This window comes from Providencia sp. PROV269 (assembly GCF_028477785.1).
Taxonomy (GTDB): Bacteria; Pseudomonadota; Gammaproteobacteria; order Enterobacterales; family Enterobacteriaceae; genus Providencia; species Providencia rettgeri.
Map to the genome: position 1 here is coordinate 202,721 of NZ_JAMPLV010000007.1, position 22,467 is coordinate 225,187.

General features: G+C 42.5%; 17 protein-coding genes. 4 read left to right on the forward strand and 13 right to left on the reverse strand.

Going from position 1 to position 22,467, the window contains the following annotated elements:
- Nucleotides 1-86 precede the first annotated feature (86 nt).
- Together PR683_RS12955 and ftsP are read left to right on the forward strand one after the other, a co-directional pair.
- Nucleotides 87-821, forward strand: a complete 735-nt coding sequence (locus PR683_RS12955) for a 1-acylglycerol-3-phosphate O-acyltransferase (RefSeq protein ID WP_004908611.1) — start codon at nt 87-89, stop codon at nt 819-821.
- A gap of 352 nt (nt 822-1,173) precedes the next feature.
- Entirely contained in the window at nt 1,174-2,589 is a 1,416-nt protein-coding gene (gene ftsP, locus PR683_RS12960) for a cell division protein FtsP (protein ID WP_109911778.1), read from the forward strand.
- Between the two features lie 72 nt (nt 2,590-2,661).
- Here the strand turns inward: ftsP and PR683_RS12965 are convergent, their stop codons facing one another.
- A complete protein-coding gene (locus PR683_RS12965; protein ID WP_004908618.1) occupies nt 2,662-3,276 on the reverse strand; it encodes a LysE family transporter in 615 nt (204 codons plus the stop codon).
- Nucleotides 3,277-3,511: 235 nt separating this feature from the next.
- On the opposite strand from PR683_RS12965, the gene folA reads away from it, so the two are divergent.
- On the forward strand, nt 3,512-4,006 hold the full coding sequence (folA, locus tag PR683_RS12970) for a type 3 dihydrofolate reductase (RefSeq protein ID WP_004908621.1): 495 nt from the start codon (nt 3,512-3,514) through the stop codon (nt 4,004-4,006).
- 72 nt (nt 4,007-4,078) lie between these two features.
- Here folA and apaH read toward each other — a convergent pair whose 3' ends face one another.
- The 6 genes from apaH to lptD all read right to left on the reverse strand — a co-directional run bounded on the left by apaH (nt 4,079) and on the right by lptD (nt 11,101).
- Nucleotides 4,079-4,906, reverse strand: a complete 828-nt coding sequence (apaH, locus tag PR683_RS12975; RefSeq protein WP_004908624.1) for a bis(5'-nucleosyl)-tetraphosphatase (symmetrical) ApaH — start codon at nt 4,904-4,906, stop codon at nt 4,079-4,081.
- Nucleotides 4,907-4,908: 2 nt separating this feature from the next.
- On the reverse strand, nt 4,909-5,286 hold the full coding sequence (gene apaG / locus PR683_RS12980) for a Co2+/Mg2+ efflux protein ApaG (RefSeq protein WP_004908625.1): 378 nt from the start codon (nt 5,284-5,286) through the stop codon (nt 4,909-4,911).
- A gap of 18 nt (nt 5,287-5,304) precedes the next feature.
- On the reverse strand, nt 5,305-6,114 hold the full coding sequence (rsmA, locus tag PR683_RS12985; protein ID WP_164529108.1) for a 16S rRNA (adenine(1518)-N(6)/adenine(1519)-N(6))-dimethyltransferase RsmA: 810 nt from the start codon (nt 6,112-6,114) through the stop codon (nt 5,305-5,307).
- The gene (gene pdxA / locus PR683_RS12990; protein ID WP_272571409.1) at nt 6,111-7,103 is read right to left on the reverse strand and encodes a 4-hydroxythreonine-4-phosphate dehydrogenase PdxA; all 993 of its coding nucleotides are present in this window, start codon (nt 7,101-7,103) and stop codon (nt 6,111-6,113) included. The genes rsmA and pdxA overlap by 4 nt, the downstream gene beginning before the upstream one ends.
- Entirely contained in the window at nt 7,087-8,406 is a 1,320-nt protein-coding gene (surA, locus tag PR683_RS12995) for a peptidylprolyl isomerase SurA (RefSeq protein WP_042851532.1), read from the reverse strand. Before surA ends, pdxA begins: the two co-directional genes overlap by 17 nt.
- A gap of 319 nt (nt 8,407-8,725) precedes the next feature.
- Complete coding sequence (gene lptD / locus PR683_RS13000; protein WP_042851533.1) at nt 8,726-11,101, reverse strand: LPS assembly protein LptD; 2,376 nt, start codon at nt 11,099-11,101, stop codon at nt 8,726-8,728.
- 178 nt (nt 11,102-11,279) lie between these two features.
- Here lptD and djlA point away from each other — a divergent pair, with 178 nt between their 5' ends.
- Complete coding sequence (djlA, locus tag PR683_RS13005) at nt 11,280-12,095, forward strand: co-chaperone DjlA (RefSeq protein WP_004908636.1); 816 nt, start codon at nt 11,280-11,282, stop codon at nt 12,093-12,095.
- A gap of 444 nt (nt 12,096-12,539) precedes the next feature.
- Here the strand turns inward: djlA and rluA are convergent, their stop codons facing one another.
- From rluA to thiB, 6 genes are all read right to left on the reverse strand, one after another.
- Nucleotides 12,540-13,190 carry a bifunctional tRNA pseudouridine(32) synthase/23S rRNA pseudouridine(746) synthase RluA gene (rluA, locus tag PR683_RS13010; RefSeq protein WP_004908638.1) on the reverse strand — a complete coding sequence of 217 codons (651 nt, stop codon included), beginning with the start codon at nt 13,188-13,190 and terminating at the stop codon, nt 12,540-12,542.
- A gap of 235 nt (nt 13,191-13,425) precedes the next feature.
- On the reverse strand, nt 13,426-16,332 hold the full coding sequence (gene rapA / locus PR683_RS13015; RefSeq protein ID WP_110731769.1) for an RNA polymerase-associated protein RapA: 2,907 nt from the start codon (nt 16,330-16,332) through the stop codon (nt 13,426-13,428).
- Between the two features lie 377 nt (nt 16,333-16,709).
- Nucleotides 16,710-19,061 carry a DNA polymerase II gene (locus PR683_RS13020; protein ID WP_196720017.1) on the reverse strand — a complete coding sequence of 784 codons (2,352 nt, stop codon included), beginning with the start codon at nt 19,059-19,061 and terminating at the stop codon, nt 16,710-16,712.
- Between the two features lie 62 nt (nt 19,062-19,123).
- Nucleotides 19,124-19,834 (reverse strand): thiamine ABC transporter ATP-binding protein ThiQ, encoded by a 711-nt coding sequence (thiQ, locus tag PR683_RS13025; RefSeq protein ID WP_196720018.1) that lies wholly within the window; start codon nt 19,832-19,834, stop codon nt 19,124-19,126.
- On the reverse strand, nt 19,827-21,431 hold the full coding sequence (gene thiP / locus PR683_RS13030; protein WP_272581810.1) for a thiamine/thiamine pyrophosphate ABC transporter permease ThiP: 1,605 nt from the start codon (nt 21,429-21,431) through the stop codon (nt 19,827-19,829). Before thiP ends, thiQ begins: the two co-directional genes overlap by 8 nt.
- A complete protein-coding gene (gene thiB / locus PR683_RS13035; RefSeq protein ID WP_272581811.1) occupies nt 21,407-22,411 on the reverse strand; it encodes a thiamine ABC transporter substrate binding subunit in 1,005 nt (334 codons plus the stop codon). The genes thiP and thiB overlap by 25 nt, the downstream gene beginning before the upstream one ends.
- Nucleotides 22,412-22,467 lie beyond the last annotated feature (56 nt).

Genomic DNA, 22,467 nt, shown 5'->3' on the forward strand with positions numbered 1-22,467 from the left:
ATCTTGTTGAGTATGAAGTTCAAAAGGTTTATAAGCAGACAATATTCATCATGGGGCTGCGAAGCCCCTTACAATTTGGGGTTAGTATGTTAGCGCTGATTAGAGCGATCATTGTCATTATCTACACTATTTTTGTGTGCATAGGCGGCGGTATTTACTGCTTGTTTAGCCCACGCAACCCAAAACACGTAATGACATTTGGCCATATGTTTGGGCGGTTATCCGTCGTGTTTGGGATTAAGGTTATTAATCGTGTACCTGAGAAAGCCAAAAGTTATGGCCCAAGTATTTATATAGGGAATCACCAAAACAATTACGACATGGTGACTATGTCAAATGGGGTATTACCGAGAACAGTTACAGTCGGTAAAAAAAGCTTGGTTTACATTCCATTTTTTGGTTTTCTGTATTGGATCACCGGTAATATTTTGATTGACCGTGCGAATCGTTCTAAGGCGCATAATACGATCACGCAAGTCGCAGACCAGATCAAAAAACGTAAAATATCCGTATGGATGTTCCCTGAAGGAACGCGTAGTCGCGGTCGTGGTTTATTGCCATTTAAAACAGGGGCATTTCATGCGGCTATTGCAGCAGGGGTACCTATTGTGCCTGTTTGCGTTTCGAGCACACAAGGTAAAATTAAGCTAAACCGTTGGAATAACGGTAGCGTAATTATTGAAATGTTAGACCCTATTGATACATCACTTTATACCCGTGAGCAAGTGAGGGAATTATCGGAACATTGCCATGCTTTAATGGAAGCAAAGATTAAAGAACTCGATCTTGAGGTTGAAGAGATGGCAAAACAGGGTAAATAGCCTAACCGATTGAATTTATTTTAATAATAGGCAATATGTGAATATTGCCTATTATTTTAGATTGAACATAGCATAAACTGTCTTTATTGTTATCGACTGCCTGACTTTCCTTTTCTAATTACTTACCCTTACTATTTATAATCTTATTAATTAAATTTTAATGTATTGGATAGATATTTTTAGAATTTAGACTTTTTTCGCGATATCATGGCTCACAAATTATTGCGGTCTTAAATTGTTGTATCTAAGTAGTTATATTGCTAGCGCCAACCTAAAATTAGCCATATCATTGGCTGAATATTTATAATATCAAATAATAAAATGCGCTGGAATTTTGTTTAGCGGAGAATTTATGTCATTCAATCGATGCCAAACCCTAATAGCGGCAGGGATGGCTCTATGTTTGTCCTATGCGCCTATTTATGCAAATGCAGAAGGGGCAACAGCTTTACCTGTACCACCGTTATTAGAATCACGGTCTGGACAGCCATTATTTTTAACATTACAAAAAATTCATTGGTCTTTTGATGGAAAATATTCAGCCGATATTTGGGGAGTTAATGGTTCTTCTCCTGGCCCGACTGTCAAAGTAAAAAATGGCGATGATATTAAGCTTATTTATAGTAATCGCTTACCTGAAGCCGTTTCGATGACTATCAGTGGCTTGCAAATACCAGGAACACAAATAGGTGGAGCCGCACGGTTAATTTCACCTAATGCGGACTGGTCTCCGGTGATCCCGATACGCCAAAATGCAGCTACGCTCTGGTATCATGCGAATACTCAAGGGAAAATGGGCGAACAAGTCTACAATGGTTTATTAGGGATGTGGATCATTGAAGATGATGTGACGAAAAACCTGCGTTTACCGAAACACTATGGTGTTGATGATTTTCCGGTCATTATTCAAGATAAGCGCTTAGATAATTTTGGCGTTCCAGAATACAAAGCGGATGAAAATGGTTTTTTAGGCGATACATTACTGGTTAACGGCGTGCAAAATCCATACATTGAAGTTTCTCGAGGATGGGTGCGCTTACGGTTATTAAATGCGTCGAACTCCCGTAATTATGTAATGAAAATCAGTGATGGCCGCCCATTTTCGTTGATTGCATCTGACCAAGGTTTACTAACTGTCCCTGTGAGTGTTCAAGAACTACCGTTAGCGCCGGGTGAACGACGCGAAGTCTTGATTGATATGGCTAAAACGCAAGAGTTAACTATCACGGCAGGTGAGTCGGCTACCTTTATGGACCGCTTAAAGGGGTTATTCGAGCCATCGAATAATTTAATTTCAACTAATGTGCTAACTATCAAAGCGACAGGGTTAATGTCATTAGTAACAGACGGCTTACCGACACAATTAGTTGAAGATAAAACGCAAGTCACATCCAGTATTACACAACGCAATATTCACCTTAATGATGGTTTTGGTATTAACAATGCGACCATTGATACAAATAGGGTCGATTTCTCAAGTCTCCAAGGTAATTGGGAGCGTTGGGTTGTGACGACGAATGAACCGCAAGCGTTTCATATTGAAGGTGTGCGTTTTAAGGTTTTAAACCGTAATGGTAAACCAACTCCACCAGAAGACTATGGCTGGAAAGATACGGTATGGGTTGATGGTCGCGTTGAATTATTAGTGGAAATGATGCAGCCATCCTATAACCACTTTCCTTTTTTATTCTATAGTCAAAACTTGGAAAAAGCGGATTTAGGTTCAGTGGGGCAGTTGGTTGTTGCACCGCAAGACACAATGCAATAATTCGTATTACAACAATATTGAATATTTAAAAAGCAGGCATTTAGCCTGCTTTTTTGATGGGAGCTAATAAGGCTAGCTTAGCGCCACTCGAACACCAAAGGCGATTAATACCACTCCGAGAACCTTATCAACATAGGTTTGTACTTTTGCTAGGCCTTTTCTGACAGGGGCACTTTGGATCAAAAAGACTAATATTGGCCAGTAAATGACAGCTAAGCCCCAAATAATAAAGGCAAACCATAATTTTTCACCGACGGTAGAATTAACATCTAATACTTGAGTGAAGACGGCTAAAAAGAATAGCGTGGCTTTTGGGTTTAATACATTGCAGAGGAAACCTTGCATAAAGGCTTTCTTGAATGAAACAATTTCGTGTTTACTGGTCGTAAGATCAACGCTATGGCCGGATTGCGGAAGTAAGCTTTTGACACCGATCCAAATTAAATAGGCCGCACCTGCGTATTTTAAGATATTAAACAGCCAAGGTGTGGTGGTAATTAAAACAGCTAGGCCCGCAACGCAGTAGGACATATGCAACGCGATAGCGACTATCACACCACATGCAGACATTAATGCCGCAGAGCGTTGATAGCGAGCTGAGTTTTTGACAATTAAAAAGAAGTCAGGCCCTGGAGAAAGCATACCGAGTGCCGCGATGGTCGCAACCATAATACTCGTTTCGTACATTTTTGATCTTTTTTCCCGTTCAATGTTGGTAAATAAAAATGACCGACTAAATACTCGTATTTAGGCTGATATCAGAGGGTTCATTTTGTTTTTTCATGTTATTTTTAGTCGTAAGTTTATCAATTTGAGTATAAGTGATTCAAACCTGTTTAAGGAAGCTTAAATTTAGTCGACGAAACAATTCTCTTTCCGTATAGTGTGCTCAATTTTTATATCTTGTTTCTAAGGTGAATAGATGAATATTAGCTTAATCGCAGCAATGGCGATCGATCAGGTTATCGGCATGGAAAAAGCGATGCCTTGGAATTTGCCGGGGGATCTAGCGTGGTTCAAACGAAATACGTTAAATAAACCGGTTATCATGGGGCGTGTGACCTATGAATCTATTGGGCGCCCATTACCACAACGTGTAAATATTGTATTAAGCAGTGTTCCTGGCACTGATTCTGATGTGATTTGGGTAACGTCAATTGAAGAAGCGTTAGCCGCGGCACAAGCAATTGAAAATGTTGATGAAGTGATGGTGATTGGCGGTGGTAAAGTTTATCAACAATTTTTACCATTAGCGAATAAACTCTATTTGACTCATGTTGATGCCGAAGTTATTGGTGATACCCATTTTCCAACTTATGAGCCTGATGAATGGGATTCTATTTTTACGGAATACCATGAAGCTGATGAAAACAATACCCATGGTTATTGTTTTGAGATCCTAACCAAAAGAGCTTAATTTTTGGTTTGATCACAAAATGGCGCTTAATTGCGCCATTTTGCTATAACTTACAGTTGATCATATAAAAAGTTATTCTTTGCGGCGTTTTTGATATGACTTTTGGCGGTGATACTGCTTGGTTTCCCAATGGAATAGCGTCAAGTCTCCTCCCCAGCAGCACCCAGTATCTAAAGCATAGACGTTATCGGGGGTACATTTTCCTTCGAGCGATGCCCAGTGACCAAAAAATACCGAGTAATCATCAGGAATTTGGCTTGGTAGATCGAACCACGGTTTTAGTGGGGCAGGTGCCTTTTTGGGGTTTTCCTTGCAAATCATATCTAATTGCCCGTTCGGAAAACAGTAGCGCAGACGTGTTAAGGCATTGGTACTAAAACGCAAGCGTGCTAGCCCCATTAGGCTTTCAGACCAGTTATTTGGCATATCACCATACATGGAGTCGATAAATAGTGGATATGCATCACTGGAAAGCACTGCTTCAACTTCTCTTGCACACATGCGTGCTGTTTTGATATCCCATTGCGGAGTCATACCGGCATGGGTCATCAAGATCTTTTTTTCTTCATCAATTTGTAATAAAGGTTGGCGACGTAACCAATTGATCAGTTCGTCAAGATCAGGGGCATGTAATAACTCATCGAGGTGATCTTTGGGTTTATTGCGACTGATCTTACAGTAAATTCCCAACAGATGGAGATCATGGTTACCAAGCACTAGACGTACGGCTGAGCCAAGGCTTTTTACATAGCGTAAAACTTGCAGTGATTCAGCTCCGCGAGCAACGAGATCGCCTGTTAACCATAATGTGTCTTTGGTTGGATCAAAATGAACACTTTCCATCAAGTCACGGAGTTCACGATAGCAACCGTGAATATCACCTACTAAATATGTCGACATAATTAATTAATCAGTGTTGGGATGGCAAGACGAAAAGCAGGGATATCAACGTGGAAACTGTCCCCTTGCGTACTTATCATCACATAATAACCTTCCATCGTACCCATTGGTGTTTCAAGGATTGCGCCACTGGTATAACGATATTCTTTTCCTGGCTGAATAAGGGGTTGTTCACCCACTACTCCTTCACCTTGAACTTCGGTTTTATGGCCATCACTGTTAGTAATGAGCCAATAACGGCTCATTAATTGGATAGGTTCCCGCCCTAAATTACGAATGCAGATTGTGTAAGCAAACACATATCTCGCAATATCGGGTTGAGATTGGCTTTCTATATAGACACTCTGAACTTGGATGCTAACATTCGGCTCATTAAGCATAGTGCCTCCTTCAACAGACTATTCTGAACGGTTAGAGAGATAGTTTGCCATTTTACAATATTGTTCAACAGAAATATTTTCTGCTCGAGTGCTTAAATCAATACCCAGTTCTGTTAACTCTTCAACGCTGAATAAATCCCCAAGACTGTTACGAACAGTTTTACGGCGTTGATTGAAAGCTTGTGTGGTAATGCGACTTAAAAATTTAATGTCTTTTACCGGATATGGGTTTTCACGATGAGGAATCAACCTAACAATGGCAGAATCTACTTTTGGTGCGGGTGTAAATGCAGTCGGCGGTACTTCCAATACAGGCACCACGTTACAGTAATATTGTGCCATGACACTCAAGCGGCCAAAGGCTTTGCTGCCAGGGCCTGCGACCAGACGATTCACCACTTCTTTTTGTAACATGAAGTTCATGTCAGCAATGGAGTTGGTGAATGTGAATAGATGGAACATTAATGGTGTAGAGATATTGTAAGGCAAGTTACCAAAAACGCGCAGGGGTTGACCTGCTTGTTTGGCTAATTCACCAAAATCTACTGTCATTGCATCTTGCTGAATGATAGTTAATTTATCTTTTAGCTGAGGGTGAACGTGTAAGCGTGCTGCAAGGTCACGGTCAAGTTCAACTACAGTCATTTTATCGATTCGGTTACCGACAGGTTCGGTTAAGGCACCTAAGCCGGGACCAATTTCTACAATGGACTGACCCGGCAGCGGGTTCATGGCATCCACGATGCTGTCGATAATAAATTGGTCAGTTAAAAAGTTCTGCCCGAAGCGTTTGCGGGCAAAGTGCCCCTGATGGACTCGATTATTCATGTATTCTTAGATGTCATTTGGATAGCTAACTTTAATGCGGTGATAAAACTTCCCACATCAGCATGACCCGTACCAGCGAGTTCAAGGGCTGTGCCATGGTCGACAGAGGTACGGATAAAAGGCAGGCCGAGAGTAATATTTACTGCTCTGCCAAAACCTTGGTATTTTAACACAGGAAGGCCCTGATCGTGATACATTGCTAACACTGCGTCTGCATGGTCTAAATACTTAGCTTGAAATAGGGTATCTGCAGGCAATGGCCCAATCAAATTAATCCCTTTTGTGCGCAGGTTTTCGAGCGCGGGCTCTATCGTATCAATTTCTTCGGTACCCATGTGCCCGCCTTCTCCTGCATGTGGATTTAAACCACAAACATAGATGGCTGGTTTTTCAATACCAAATTTTGTTTGTAAATCATGGTGTAAAATCGTGATGACTTCATTCAGGCTTTGTTGAGTGATGGCAGCTGACACGTCCTTGAGTGGCAAATGCGTTGTGGCTAATGCAACACGCAGTTCTTCGGTAGCTAGCATCATAACAACGCGTTCACAGCCACTTCTTTCTGCAAAGAATTCAGTGTGGCCGCTAAATGGTACGCCAGCATCATTAATGATGCCTTTATGTACAGGCCCTGTGACTATGGCTGAGAATTCACCCTTTAAACAGCCGTCACAGGCTTTTGCTAAGCTTTCTACGACATATTGGCCATTATCAACGTTAAGTACACCTGCCTTTGCAGCCGTTGCTAAATGAACAGGTAGAACGGATAAACTACCCACAGGTTGTACTTTAGTGACGGTATTGAGGATATATTCGGTTAATGTCAGTGGCAAATTCAGCGCTTTGGCACGCTGGCGTAACAATTCAGGATCAACACAGGCAACCAGCTCAACAGGCCATTGCTGTTGAGCAAGCTGAATCAGTAGGTCAGGACCAATCCCGGCAGGTTCGCCGGGAGTGATGACAATAGGCTTAATTTGATTTTTCATCTGTAGACTGGCTGTCACGGCCATCAACCATTTTCACATAAGCGGAAGCACGTTGTTCTTGCATCCAGCTCTGTGCTTCTTCATTAAATTTACGGTTGAATAGCAGGCGGTACGCTTGGTCTTTTTGTGCCGCATCTGTTTTATCAACGTTACGAGTGTCTTCTAATTGGATTAAGTGCCAACCAAAATTTGATTGAACAGGTTGGCTTAATTCGCCTTTATTCAGTCTCATTAATGCATCACGGAAAGCCGGGTCGTAGACATCAGGCATATTCCAACCTAATTCACCACCTTTTAATGCGCTACCTGGATCCTCAGAATTCTCTTTTGCTGCATCTTCAAATGAAACTTTGCCTGAACGAATTTCCTGAGCAATTTTGGTTAATTTTTGTCTTGCCTGTGCATCATCCATAATTGGTGATGACTTAATTAAGATGTGACGTGCTTTCACTTCTGTGACAGAAATCGGTTGGCTGCCACCACTTACATCATTTACGCGTAAAATATGGTAGCCGACACCGGAACGAATTGGGCCAGCAATATCGCCTTTTTTCGCATTTTTCAGCTGTTCAGCAAAGACAACAGGCAATTCTTGTAGGCGTGACCAACCCATATTACCGCCTTTCAGCGCTTGAGGGTCTGCTGAATAAGCGATAGCTAACTTACCAAAATCTCCGCCTTTTTTCAGTTCAGCTAAAATTTTATTCACTAATGCTTCAGCGTTTTTTAGTTGTTCTTGCGTTGGGTTTTCTGCCAACGGGATCAAGATATGGCTTAGATTAACGCCCATTTCATAATTGGCTTGTGAGCTCATTTGCTCTGCTAGAGAATCAACCTCTTGAGGTAAAATGGTAACGCGGCGGCGAACTTCATTGTTACGCACTTCAGCGATCAGCATCTCTTTACGAATTTCGCTACGATATTGATTCATATTGATGCCATCTGCGGTTAAGCGTTGTTGCATTTGCTGCAGTGTTAAACCGTTTTGACGAGCGATATCCGTAATAGTTGCATCCACGGCTTCATCTGGAATATTGATTTGCATTTGGCTAGCCATTTGCAAAATGATGTTATCCATAACGAGACGCTCGAGGATCTGATGACGCAGAGTTTGATCATCAGGCACTTGTTGACGTGCGTTCTGAGCGTTCAGTTTTACTGTGTTGATCATATTCTGGACGTCACTTTCCAGCACAACACCGTTATTGACGACCGCAGCGACTTTATCCATTTGCTGAGGCGCAGCCAAAGCAGTGGAGCTTGCGAACATCAGTCCCAGAATAAGCGTTCTCCAATTCTTCATAATGGTCCTATAAATATTGACTTTGATTCCGCAAAAGCGGGCTAATCTCTTTTTTACTCGTCATACTTCAAGTTGCAGTATTGTTGACTGCGTTCATTCGCACTAGTCACATACTCATGTATGCTCCTAGCGACTCACTTGCTTGTCGCCTAACTGCAACTCGAATTATTTAGAGTAAATACTCGTTATACCTTAAGTTGCAGTATTGTTGACTGCGTTCGTTCGCACTAGTCACATACTTATGTATGCTCCTAGCGACTCACTTGCTTGTCGCCTAACTGCAACTCGAATTATTTAGAGTAAATTTATGTTATTTTTATCAGAAAGCACGTTGATAAGGCATAATGCCACTTTCTAACATTTTCTGACTACCTAAACTATGATTGTTATTTAGGCCTCTAAGTTCCACATTGATTGACCATTTATTGTCATATTCACTGCTAAACTTCTCTTTTTGCCAACCAACTATCTTACGTTCATAGCCAAGATTGACTGCCCAGCAACAAGTATTGTATTGCAAACCAACCAGTTGGCTCGCAGGTTGCTGTTGTTTGGTATCATAATAATATGAACCTACAAAGCCCCAACGCTCGCTTAATGGCCAACTCATGACAGCACCCACTTGTGAAATACCGCGTTGGTATTCAGGCAGTGTATAGGTATAGCCACCATTCGCAGTATCTTCACGACGGAAGGTTGCTTGAATATAATCGCGGTCAACGAAACGGTAGTTCAACTGAACTAAACGATCGGCATCTAAACGGTATTCTGCAACCGCATTCCCCATTGTGACATTACCGAGACGGCGGTCATATTGTAACCCACCACGCAAGCCCCAGTTATCATCAATTCGCCACATAGAGTCAGTGGCCCACAATAATGAACCTGTGTTGCTTTTATCATCTATTGGGCGATTTGAATCACCAGCACGTGGGCGTTCAAAGTAATAAATTTGCCCCACAGAGAAGTTAAAGCGCTCAGCTAAAGTATCGTCATAAACACGTGTTGTGACACCTGTGGTGAACTGGTTTGCAGAGGCGATACGGTCAAGGCCACTGTAAATCCGGTCACGGAATAAACCGCTATAGTCTGACTGCAGCAATGAAGAGTCAAAGTTATTGATATTATCTTGATCTTTATACGGAATATACAAATATTGGACACGTGGTTCTAATGTTTGAACGAAATCGCTGCCTTGGAAAAGGTCTCGTTCGAAGACAACTTTTGCATCGCTTTTAAACATGGGTAGAACACGCGTAACATTTTTTTCTAAGCTAGTATCCGTATTCGAGCGAGGAATATCTTGGTCGTAATGAGTCGCATACAATTTGATGCTGTTATTCATATTTGCCCAACCATTAGACAATGGCAGGTTTACTTCTGGCTCAATGTGTAAGCGAGTTGCGTCTGGGTTATTTTTACCCACACTCGTAAAACGAGCAGCTTGTGCGTAAGTATGCACGTCAAAGGCACCTAAATTATTTTTATAATAATTGAAGTCCACTTGTGGCTCTGCTTTATAAGCGCGCTTGTTGGGGTTATCCGCAAAAATTTGGAATTGCTTGTGAGTGACTTTCGCATTCCAGTTTGTATCTGAATAACCTGCACTGAATTTTTGCGTAGCGTAGCCATCAGTGGTGCTACCGTACTGGGAACTAAAGTCAGTAAAATAGCTAGGGTCGCTCACTTTGGTATAGTCAGAGCTGAAGTTCCAATGCCCCGCGTAAGTCCCAGAATGGCGCCAGTAGAATAACCAACGGTCATCGCTATCACGATCTTCACGCTTACCACGTTCTTTGTCTTTGATATAAGCACGGTCATGATTTAGAAAATCAAAGGCCACGGTGCCTGTACCTGGAGCAATAAGGTAGCGGAATTCATTATTTAATTTTACACCACGGTGGGTCATAAATTGCGGTGTAATTGTGGCATCGTAGTTTGGTGCAATATTCCAATAATAGGGTAATGAGAACTCTAGCCCATCGTTACTTGAATAACTTCCCGTCGGAATTAAAAAACCTGAACGGCGCTTATTGCCAATCGGTAATTGCATATATGGGCTATAGAAAATAGGCACGTCACCCACTTTAAAGCGCGCATGCCAAATTTCAGCGACTTCTTCTTCGCGGTCGATAATGACTTCAGAGCCCGCGACGCTCCAGCTATTATTACCGGGTAAACAGGTTGTGAATGTACCGTTTTCCATAATAGAGTAACGGTTTTCACCACGCATTTTCATTTTCGTCGCATCACCACGCCCCTGACGGCCTACCATCATGTAGTTACCGTCATTCACATCAGTGTTTTTATTATCTAAGTTAGACCACGCAGAAGGGCCTTTTAAGATAATTTGTGGGTCATCGTAGTGCACATTACCAGTGGCTGTTACTTCACGCACAGGGAGTTCACCCGCTGTTTCTGTTTGGGTGAGTTTAACGTTATCAGCGGTTAATGTTTGGTTCCCTTGTTGAATATCGACATTACCTTCATATTCAACAAAATTAGGGTATTCACCACGGACATCTTCAGCGGTAATGTGAATCGGCAGGTTATTAGGGTCACCTTTTACAATCGGTTTGGTGTAAACAGGGACACCCAGCATACACTGCTGTGCAAGGTCAGCATGCGCTTGCTGACTATAAATTGCCGCCCATACCATGGTGGCGAGTAGTGTTGGATAGCTTTTTTTCATCATTAAATATGGGGTTCCGTCATCATTGGCATCGCCAGCAAACGCTCAAAGACTAACTTAGCCAACCACTTTGCGCCAGTATAATGTAAGAAACTTTACGCGCGGGTAGTTATGCATAGAGCTGAATGAATAGTATGATAATGCAAAATTGCATTTTGAGCATTGAAGAATTGAGGGATATATGCACTATTGGGGCAAAATTATTGGCGTTATACTCGCAATCGTCTCTGGATTGGGCTTTTGGGGAGCGCTAGTTGGGTTAATTATTGGGCATGGTTTTGATAAAGCATCGATTCAACGTAAATTTGCAGGGAGAATGAATAAGCGAGATCGCCAAATCATTTTCTTTGCGAGTACCTTCCAAATTTTGGGGCATTTAACGAAGTCCAAAGGCCGTGTAACCGAGACAGATATTCAGCTTGCGACCAATTTAATGGACAGAATGCAATTACATGGAGAAACACGAAAAGCGGCTCAACAAGCATTTAGAGAAGGCAAATCCCCTAACTTTCCATTGCGTGATGTATTAAAACAATTACGTATGGCCTGTTATGGCCGTTTTGACTTGATTCAGATGTTTCTGGAAATTCAATTACAAGCTGCTTTTGCTGATGGACAATTACACCCGAACGAACGAAAAGTGTTGTTTATTATTGCCGAAGAGCTCGGTATTTCTAAGGTTCAGTTTGAACAGTTCTTGGATATGATCCAAAGTGGTCGCCAATTTGGCCAAGGATACTCTCAGCAGCAATCAGGAGGGTATTATCAGCAATCAAATGGCCCAACCCTTGAAGATGCTTGTAAAGTGCTTGGCGTGTCTCCTAGTGATGACCCAACAAAAATTAAGCGAGCCTATCGTAAACTGATGAGCGAACATCACCCCGATAAACTAGTTGCGAAAGGTTTGCCGCCAGAGATGATGGAGATTGCGAAGCAAAAGGCGCAGTCTATCCAAGCAGCTTATGACTTAGTTAAGAAGGAGCTCGGCTTCAAATAAATTTCCCCGTCATATTTCGCGCCGCAGCGTTGTTGGCTGCGCTCGCGCACCCTAGTCACATACTACTGTATGCTCCTAGGGATTTGCTCTCTTGCCGCCTAGCTGCAACACGAACTATTTAGGGGAAATCAGGCTAACGAAGAAAAACCAAAAAATCTCGCTTTGTTGTCTTCATTCATGAACCCTAGTCACGTAGTAATCTACGCTCCTAAGGATTCGCTCTCTTGCCGCCTAGCTGCAACACGAACTATTTAGGGGAAATCAGGGGAATAATTAAAATGGATTATTTCGCTTCCGTTTTTTGTTGGCTGCGCTCGCGCACCCTAGTTACATAGTTATGTATGTTCTTAGGGTAAAACAAACGGGAAAATAATCAGCGCAAAAACAGAGTGAGTTAATTTTTGCACTGGTAATATTGAAATCTAATCAATCGATTAGAGACCGTTAAAAATCCGGTGGGCAGGTAAAATGCATTGGCGTGCCATATTCAGGATGAGTGATGTATAATTCCTGTGCATGTAATTGTAAGCGAGGGGCGAGCGCTTTGGCTTCATCGTGAGCATAGAAACGGTCGCCTAATATTGGGTGGCCTAAAGCTAACATATGGACTCTCAGTTGGTGAGAACGACCCGTAATAGGTGAAAGCTTCACGCGTGTCGCTTGTTCTTCGTATTGTAATACTTGGTATTCAGTTTGTGCCGATTTCCCTGTTTCGAAACACACCTTTTGCTTAGGGCGGTTTGGCCAATCGCAAATTAGCGGCAAATCAATCAAGCCTTTTTCTTTTTCTAAATGTCCCCAGACACGAGCAATATAGAATTTTTTGGGCTCACGCTCCCTAAATTGGCGTTTGAGCTCACGCTCAGCCTTTTTGTGCAGTGCCACAACCATGACGCCACTGGTTGCCATATCTAAGCGATGTACGGATTCAGCAGCAGGAAAATCACGTTGAATACGGCTCATAATGCTATCGTGGTGCTCAGGGGCTTTTCCGGGAACAGAAAGTAGTTCGCTTGGCTTGTTGACGACAATGATATGGTCGTCTTGATAGAGGATGTGGAGCCAAGGTTCTAGCGGTGGATTGTACGGTATCATTCAATTACCCGTCATACTTCAAGTTGTAGGGGTGTTAGCTTCACTCAGCTACTCGGGTCACGTACTTATGTATGCTCCCCAAGATATCTTCGTTTGCTGCCTACCTACAACTCGAATTACTTAGGGTAACCCTATTTTTATTACGCAAAAGTACGAAATAAAATAATTAGTTCGAGTTGTAGATTTTAAATTAATTATCAAACCATATAGAACAATATGGTTTGATTATCATAGTTTACTGATGAGTCACCACAACTAAGCGAATGGCATCTAGGCGCCATGTGGCTTGGTCGATATTGGTCATCAGTTGCTGGCGCTCTTCTTCAATAATATCAAGCTCTTCATCACGGATGTTTGGGTTGACCGCTTTGAGTGCTTCTAAACGAGAAAGCTCCAACGTCAGCGCTTTATCAGCCGCTTCTTTTGCATTTTCTATCAATGCTTTGGCTTCTTTTTCGATCATCGGCTCAGATAAGCGTAATACCGAATGAACCTCATTTTGTACTGCATTTACCAGTTTGCTCGCCATATGGCGGTTAATGGCATTTAATTGGCGGTTAAAACTTTCAAACTCAACTTGAGATGATAAGTTATTACCTTTTAAATCAATTAATAAGCGTACCGGGGTTGCTGGTAAGAACCGGCTGATTTGCAGGTTCTTAGGCGCTTGAGCTTCCACAACGTAAATGAGTTCAGTCAATAAGGTGCCAACAGGCAGCGCTTTGTTTTTCAGTAAAGAAACCGCACAACTGCCTGTATCGCCAGATAACACTAAATCTAAACCATTACGAATAATAGGGTGTTCCCAGCTGATAAATTGCGTATCTTCACGGGAAAGCGCTTGCTCTCTATCAAACGTGATGGTGCAGCCATCTTGAGGAAGTCCTGGGAAATCAGGTACTAACATATGGTCAGATGGCGTTAGGATAATTAAGTTATCACTTTTGTCTTCTTGATTAATGCCAACGATATCAAAAAGATTGAGCGCAAAGTTAACCAATTCAGTATCGTTATCGCCTTCGCTAATTTCTTCAGCTAACTGATTACCTGACTCGCCACCGTTTGAATGCATTTCAAGTAAGCGGTCACGGCCTTGTTCTAATTGCAATTTTAAGCTGTCATGCTCTGCGCGGCAGGTTTTAATAAAATCATCAAAACCTTCAGTGACTGTCGGTTCAGCCATAAATTGCAGCAATGGTTGGTAGTATTTATCGTAGATAGCTCGGCCTGTTGGGCAGGTATGTTCAAAGGCATCTAAGCCTTCGTGATACCAACGGATCAATACAGATTGAGCGGTATTTTCTAAATAAGGCACATGAATGCTGATATCACGGCTTTGGCCAATACGGTCTAAACGGCCGATGCGCTGCTCAAGTAAGTCTGGATTAAACGGCAGATCGAACATCACCAACTGGTTAGCAAATTGGAAGTTACGCCCTTCAGAGCCGATTTCAGAACACAATAGCACCTGTGCCCCTTCTTCTTGAGAAGCGAAATAGGCAGCTGCTCGGTCACGCTCTAATAGTGATAACCCCTCATGAAACACGGCAGCACGAATCGCTTCGCGTTCGCGTAACACTTGCTCCAATTGTAGTGCGGTTGCGGCTTTCGCGCAGATTACTAACACTTTTTCATGGCGGTTTGCGGTCAAAAAGCCCATTAACCATTCAACACGTGGGTCAAAGTTCCACCAAGTGGCATTTTCACCTTCAAACTCTTGGTAAATTTGCTCAGGGTAGAGCATTTCTTTTGCACGTGTTTCAACGTCTTTTTTACTGCCCATAATACCTGCCACTTTAATTGCAGTTTGGTATTGGGTGGGCAATGGCATTTTTAGTGAATGCAACTCACGGCGAGGGAAACCTTTGACACCATTACGGGTATTTCTGAACAACAGTCGGCTGGTACCATGGCGATCCATTAACATGTTGATCAGTTCTTGGCGTGCGGCATTGCCGTCTTCACTTTCAAGGTTTGCAGCCTTTAATAGTGGTTCGATATCTTGTTCTTTGATTAGCTCATTAAGCAAATTTTGCTGGTCATTAGTTAGTTTATCACCTGACAGCAACAGCGAAACCGCATCAGCAACAGGGCGGTAGTTTTCTTGCTCAGCAATAAACTCCTGGTAATCATGGAAGCGGCTAGGGTCAAGTAAACGCAGGCGAGCGAAGTGACTTTCTTGGCCTAGCTGTTCCGGTGTTGCCGTTAATAGCAAAATAGACGGAATATTTTCAGCTAATGTTTCAATAACTTGATATTCGCGGCTCGGGGCAGTTTCGCTCCACTGTAAGTGGTGAGCTTCATCGACAACCATCATATCCCAGCCCGCTTCAACTAATTGGTCAAAACGCTGCTTATTACGGCGGACAAAATCCAGTGAACACAGAACGAGTTGTTCTGTTTCAAATGGGTTATCGCTATCATGTTGTGCTTCACTGTAACGGCTATCATCAAACAAAGAAAAACGCAGATTAAAGCGGCGCAGCATCTCAACCAGCCATTGGTGTTGTAAGCTATCAGGAACGATAACTAAGACGCGCTCTGCACGGCCTGCCATTAATTGCTGGTGGATAATCATCCCCGCTTCAATGGTTTTACCTAAGCCCACTTCGTCAGCGAGTAATACGCGCGGATGGTGGCGTTTTCCCACTTCATTGGCAATATGTAATTGGTGTGGGATCAGGCTTGCACGAATACCGCGTAGGCCTGTCGCTTGGTGTTTGACTTGCTCACTTTGAAATTTGCGCGCACGAAAGCGTAAAGCAAAGCGATCCATACGGTCAATTTGCCCAGCAAATAGACGATCTTGCGGCTTATTGAATGTGAGCTTGCTGTCGAGGAACACCTCTCTAAGGCTCACACCGGTTTCTTGCGTATCTAAACGTGTGCCGATGTAAGTCAATAATCCTTTATCTTCTTCAATGCTTTCAACTTGAAGTTGCCAGCCTTCGTGGCTGGTAATGGTATCACCTTCATTAAACATCACTCGGGTAATAGGGGCATCGCTGCTAGAGTATAGGCGGTTTTCGCCACTGGCAGGGAAAAGCAACGTTACCATACGGGCATCAATTGCCACGACGGCACCTAATCCAAGTTCGCTTTCTGTATCGCTGATCCAGCGTTGACCAAGAGTAAATGGCATAGATTTAACTTAATTCCATAAAATTGAGAGTTTATTTTTTAGATTTTTTAAGACAATTTTTATCAGTGTCTTCGCCCAGTGTTGGTGTAACTCATTAATAGTTACACAAGGAAGAGTTCGAATTATTTTAAAAATAGTCGTTACCTGATGATTAATTATACACATTTAATCATTCAAATTGCAGCAAAGTGAGCACTAAGGCGTTTGCTGGGCTTGTGGCCGAGACAATGAGTCAGTCTATTTGAATTATAATGAGTATTGTTGATTATCACGCATAATTTGTGTAGCCAGACGTGCGAGACACCAAAGGGGCGATATATTAATTCAACCGAAGGCTATCGTCACCTGTTAAAAAAACATCAAAGGTAGAATAAATTTTAAAACAAAAGGGTAATTTGCCCAGTTAGCAGGGTATCAAAGTCATCCTGTAAGAAAGGCAAGATAGCATCTGCTATCGGTTTGATTTGTTTGGATATATAATGTTCGTAATCCGGTTTTGCCGTGATGATTTCCAATGGTTCAGGCCCCGCCTGAGTAATAATATAGTTTATCCAACCGCCATTTTGGTACTGCAAAGGGCGCTGTAATTTTAAATTATAGTCATCAGCAGTACGAGCGGCTCGAACATGCGGAGGAACATTTTTTTGGTAATCAGTCAATTTTCGGCGCAGACGCTTACGATAAACTAAACGGTCATCATATTGGCCCGAACGAATATTTTGGACATACTCACGAATATATTCACGGTAAGGTTGGTGATAAAAAATACGAGTATAGAGCTCTTTTTGGAATATTTGAGCTAATGGTGTCCAGTCTGAACGAATGGTTTCCAGCCCTCTAAATACCATGGTGTCTTTACTCAATCCTGCATAGCGCTTTTTGCTCCCCATTTCGGCACCACGTACGGTGGGCATCAAAAATCGGCGGTAATGGGTTTCATACTCGAGCTCTAAAACACCTTCTAATTGCCATTCTTCTGCTAAATGTTTTTTCCACCAACTATTTACGTAATCACGTAAAGCAAAGCCAATTTTTTGTGCTTGTTCTTCATTGTGGGCATCACGTAACCATACAAACGTGGAGTCGGTATCTCCATAAATAACTTGGTAACCCTGTGACTCAATCAAGCGTTTGGTTGTACGCATAATTTCATGGCCACGCATGGTGATTGATGCGGTCAGTCTTGGGTCAAAAAAACGGCATCCTTCAGCTCCTAATACTCCAGCAAATGCGTTCATAATAATTTTTAGCGCTTGGGATAGTGGTGCATTATGCTCTTTTTTGGCTTTATCCCGCTCTTGCCAGATATGGCTGACAATATCGGGTAAACAGTGGGTTGTGCGAGAAAACCAAGCTTGGCGAAAACCGGGAACCGAATGTGCAAGGTTAGGGTGTGCTAACCCGTCAATCATACCTGCAGGGTCGATGAGAAAAGTTCTAATAATTGAAGGATATAGGCTTTTGTAGTCCAAAACTAATACGGAGTCATATAACCCGGGTTGGGAGTCCATGACAAAGCCCCCGGGGTTCAGTTGCATTTTTTGTTCTGTGAGGTTGGGCGCAACGAAACCAAGTCGGTGTAAGCGGGGAATATAAAGGTGTGAGAATGCAGCTACAGAGCCCCCCATTTTATCAACAGCAAGACCTGTTACCGTTGAACGTTCCTGCAAGAAAGCCATTAAATCGGTTTTTTCAAAGATTCGATGGACTAAAATACAGTCCTGAATATTGTAGTGAGCTAAAGCAGGTTTATCGTGAGCGAAACGACGGTTGATCTCATCCATTCGGTCATAAGGGGTATCAATCGCTTTACCTTCACCAAGTAGCGCTTGGGCGACAGACTCTAAACTAAATGATGGAAAACTCCAGGTCGCTGCTTTTAATGCATCGATACCATCAATAATTAACCGGCCTTCAGCAGCGGCAAAAAAGACGCCTTGTTTAAATCCATGCTCTCGCCATTCCAGCTTTTTGCTTTGCCGGCCAAACAATAAGGGGATGCCATAACGCTCTGCATGTTTTTGTAATACTTGTAGGTCGAATTGGATTAGGTTCCAACCAACGATGGCATCAGGGTCGTATTGGTGAAGCCATTCATTGAGTTTATGAAGTAATTGCGGGCGGCTATTCACATAGATTAAGCGATGTTCAGCGCTCAATGCAGGCCCTTGTTCTGGTCCCAACATAAATACCACGTTGTCACCACAGCCAGACAGCCCTATAGAATAGAGTTCACCATGTTGGCTGGTTTCGATATCAAGGGAAACGGCCTTGACTAAGGGGCGGTAGCCTTCGCAAGGTTTTAGTTGAAACTCCCCTTGCTGATTTCGAGAAAACCAGACAGAGGCTGCGATAAAGCGTTCCATTAGATACCGTTCACTTGGGCGAATATCGGTTTCTAATAATTCAACATCCAATTCGTTGCAGTTTTTTTCAAGGTTCTGTAATTGTCGATATTGGTGGCAATAAATCGCATAGACCTTTTCACGTTTAAAATCAATTAATTCAAGAAGCCGATAGGTAATATTGGGTTGTTCATCTAATAGGTGTTTTACTCGAGGAAATTGAGATTCAGCTAAAAAACCAATCGCTTTTTGATATGGAACAGTGACCTTTTGTGGTTGGTTATCAGTGAGTAGCCAATAAGAGACCTCGACACCGTGACGGGTGTCTCTCCAGTGCCGGCTAAGAATAAAGCCTCTTTCCGCTGGGGCGATGAGTTGGGTCATTAGGCTACTCGCATAAAAATAGTTAGGATAAATATACGCGAATAGTGTGAATTTATACAGTGCTAATTATTAGAAACGGCTGTAATACTCAATAAAGCAGATGCTGCACTTTGCCCTTGTAATAGGCTTTGGGTATCGCCATCGTAAGCAATTTTGCCCTCTGCAATAACCAGTGTTCTCGGGGCAATTTGTAGGGCATCATTAACATTATGAGAAACCATTAACAGTGTGATTGATTTTTCCGCACAAATTTCCTTGAGTAATAGTAGCATTTCTCGGCGTAATGCAGGGTCGAGAGCAGAAAAGGGTTCATCGAGCAGTAAAATCGGTTGATTACGGATCATGCAGCGTGCTAATGCCGCACGTTGTCGTTGCCCCCCCGACAGTTGCGCCGGTAACCTATCTAAACATTCACTCAGGCTGACACGACTCGCCATTTGCTCAACTTGCTGAATTTGCGTTTTATTGAGGCGCAAATTGGGTTGTAACCCAAGGCCAATATTTTGCCGGATCGTCAGGTGTGAAAATAAATTATTTTCTTGAAATAGCATAGAAACAGGGCGCTTAGCGGGTGGGCTAAAGGTATGGTCTTCGCCATTAAGCTCAATCGTACCATTATTGGGGAATTGAAAGCCGCTAATCAAACTTAATAGCGTACTTTTCCCTGCACCACTAGGCCCCATAACAGCAACAGATTCACCAGATTGAACAGAAAAATCAAACGACATTGTCAGGTTGTCGTATTGGTAATCTAGCTGAGTCAATTTAATCATGATGTTTTCCTGAAATACGTTCAATCAAGCTAAATAAGCAAAAACAAAGCAATAACAATAGCATGGCTGTCACTGCACCATCGTTTGATCGGTAAGCCCCTATTTGCTGATAAAGATAATAAGGGAGCGTGCGGAAGTTATCATTGCCAAATAACGCGACGACACCAAAATCACCAATTGAGATAACACAGGCAAACGCAAGAGCTTGAGCAATTGGTTTGCGTAGTGCTTTCAGTTCAATAATTCGCAAACGATTAAAACCCGAAATATCGAGTGATTGGCATAACGGGTTATAGCGTTCAGCACTGTCTCGCATAGGGTTTTCTAATACTTTTAACGCATAAGGAATGGCCAACAAAGCGTTAGTCATGATAACTAATGGGTAAGGGGATTCAGGTAAGCCTATCGTTTCATTAAAAAAGATAAAAAAACCTGTCGCGAGGACGATACCCGGCATGGCTAAAATAATTAACCCGCTAAGCTCTATGGCTTGCCCTAAACGAGCTGCTTGGCGTAAGCGCAATTCGCGGCTGCTCCATAACAACATTAAGGTTAGTACCACACAGACAGCGCCAGCACATAGTGCAATAAACACTGAGGTTGCCGTGGCTTGCCATAAGGCGGGTTGCTGCAATACCGCCCAAAGTTGCCCATTTAATCCATCGAAAATAACCGCGAACAGCGGGGGGAGTAGTAATAGTATGGCAGCGGCGATGAGCAAAAAATCACGAATGCGGCGAAACGTGTTATCAGCAGGATTAACCCATTGGGACTGATGACTAAAACCAACAGAAAATACACTATTTACTCTGTGGCAGATAAACATCAAACCGACACAGAAGAAGAGTTGAATTAATGCTAAAATAGTGGCTCGCCCTAAATCAAAATCATAATTAAGTGCTTGGTAAATAGCTAATTCGATGGTCGTAGCTGCTGGGCCACCCCCCAACGCGAGAACAGTCGCAAAGCTGGCAAAGCACAGCATAAAAATTAACGCAGCAGTGGGTAATATTTGTCTCCGTAAATAAGGCCATTCTAAAATGGTAAATTGCTGCCACTCATTAAACCTCAGCTGTGCTGCAATTTGCCGTTGCTCAATAGCGATATTTTCTAAAGATTGTAATAGCATACGCGTTGCTAGCGGCATATTAAAGAAGACATGTGCTAGCAAAATCCCCTTTAGGCCATAAGGCGAAAAACTGTAATTAAGCCCCAATAATTGGCACAGTTTAGCCAGCCAACCCGTTTGCCCGTAAACCGATAAAATACCAAATACGGCAACTAACACAGGAAGAACCAACGTCATTGCACATAAGCGTAAAAATAGAGTTCGCCCAAAAAAACGACGGCGATGCAATGCTCTGGCGAGAAAAATAGCAGGGACTACAGAAAAAATAGCGGATAAAAAAGCCTGCCAAAAGGTAAAACCAATCACATGCCACAAATAGCTATCGCTGATAATATCAGCCATTGAAATTTCAGGCGCAAAAAACCACAGAGCACCAAAACTAATGAGTGCAACGGTAATCAGTAATCCGGAGGCCAACGCCCCCGGTAGTAGAGATAAATTAATTAGCGACTGACGGCGGTTTGCCATAAACGAGTCCAATTTTGGCGTTCTTTGGCCACTTCTTGAGAACTAAATTGTAAGGCTTTTTCAGGTAGAGGTAACTGGTTATAGACCTCTGGCAATGGAATATCAATGACCGGATACATCCAGTTGGTTGTTGGTAAAGTATTTTGGAATTCAGGGGTTAAGACAAACTGTAAAAATTGTTTTGCCAATTCAGGCTCTGGACTGTTTTTTAACCTTGCAGCCACTTCAACTTGCATATAGTGCCCTTCATTAAATAAGGCGGCAGCATAGTTATCTTTTTGGTCATTAAGCATTTGATAGCCCGGCGACGAGGTATAACTGAGTACAAAATCACCTTCTCCTTTTAAGAACAGGCCATAAGCTTCACTCCAACCTTTTGTTACGGTAAGCGTTTTGCCTGCCATTTTTTGCCATGCATCAGCAGATTTGTTGCCATACAGCTTTTCAATCCACAGCATCAAGCCAAGTCCAGGGGTACTGGTTCGAGGGTCTTGGTAAATAATTTTCCAATTATTTTCACTATTTAATAATGCATCCATGCTGGCTGGTGGTTGTTTAATTTTATTAGTGTCATATATAAATGCGAAGTAACCATAGTCATAAGGAATGAAAGTTGAGCTATCCCATGAAATAGGGAGTTTTAATGCGCTGGTATTAATGTCAGCAGGGGCAAACAGGCCTGTTTTTTCAGCAGAATCTAATAAATTATTATCTAACCCTAAAATCACATCCGCTTTGCTTTTTTTTCCTTCCATTCTGAGCCTGTTTAGCAGAGCTACGCCATCCCCCAGTGCGACTATTTTTAATTCACAATCGCACTGCGCTTCGAAATTCTTTTTAATTTGTGGGCCCGGTCCCCATTCTGCTGCAAAGGAATCGTAGGTATAAACAGTAAGCGTTGGTTTATCAGCCCATGCCAATTGACTTAAACTGAGTGCACTAAAGGTAAGAATAGATGCTATAATTTTGTTTTTAAACATGCTTTTTCCTGCGCTAAAAGATAGTGACACAGGATTTGAGGAGGAACCGGTGCAGA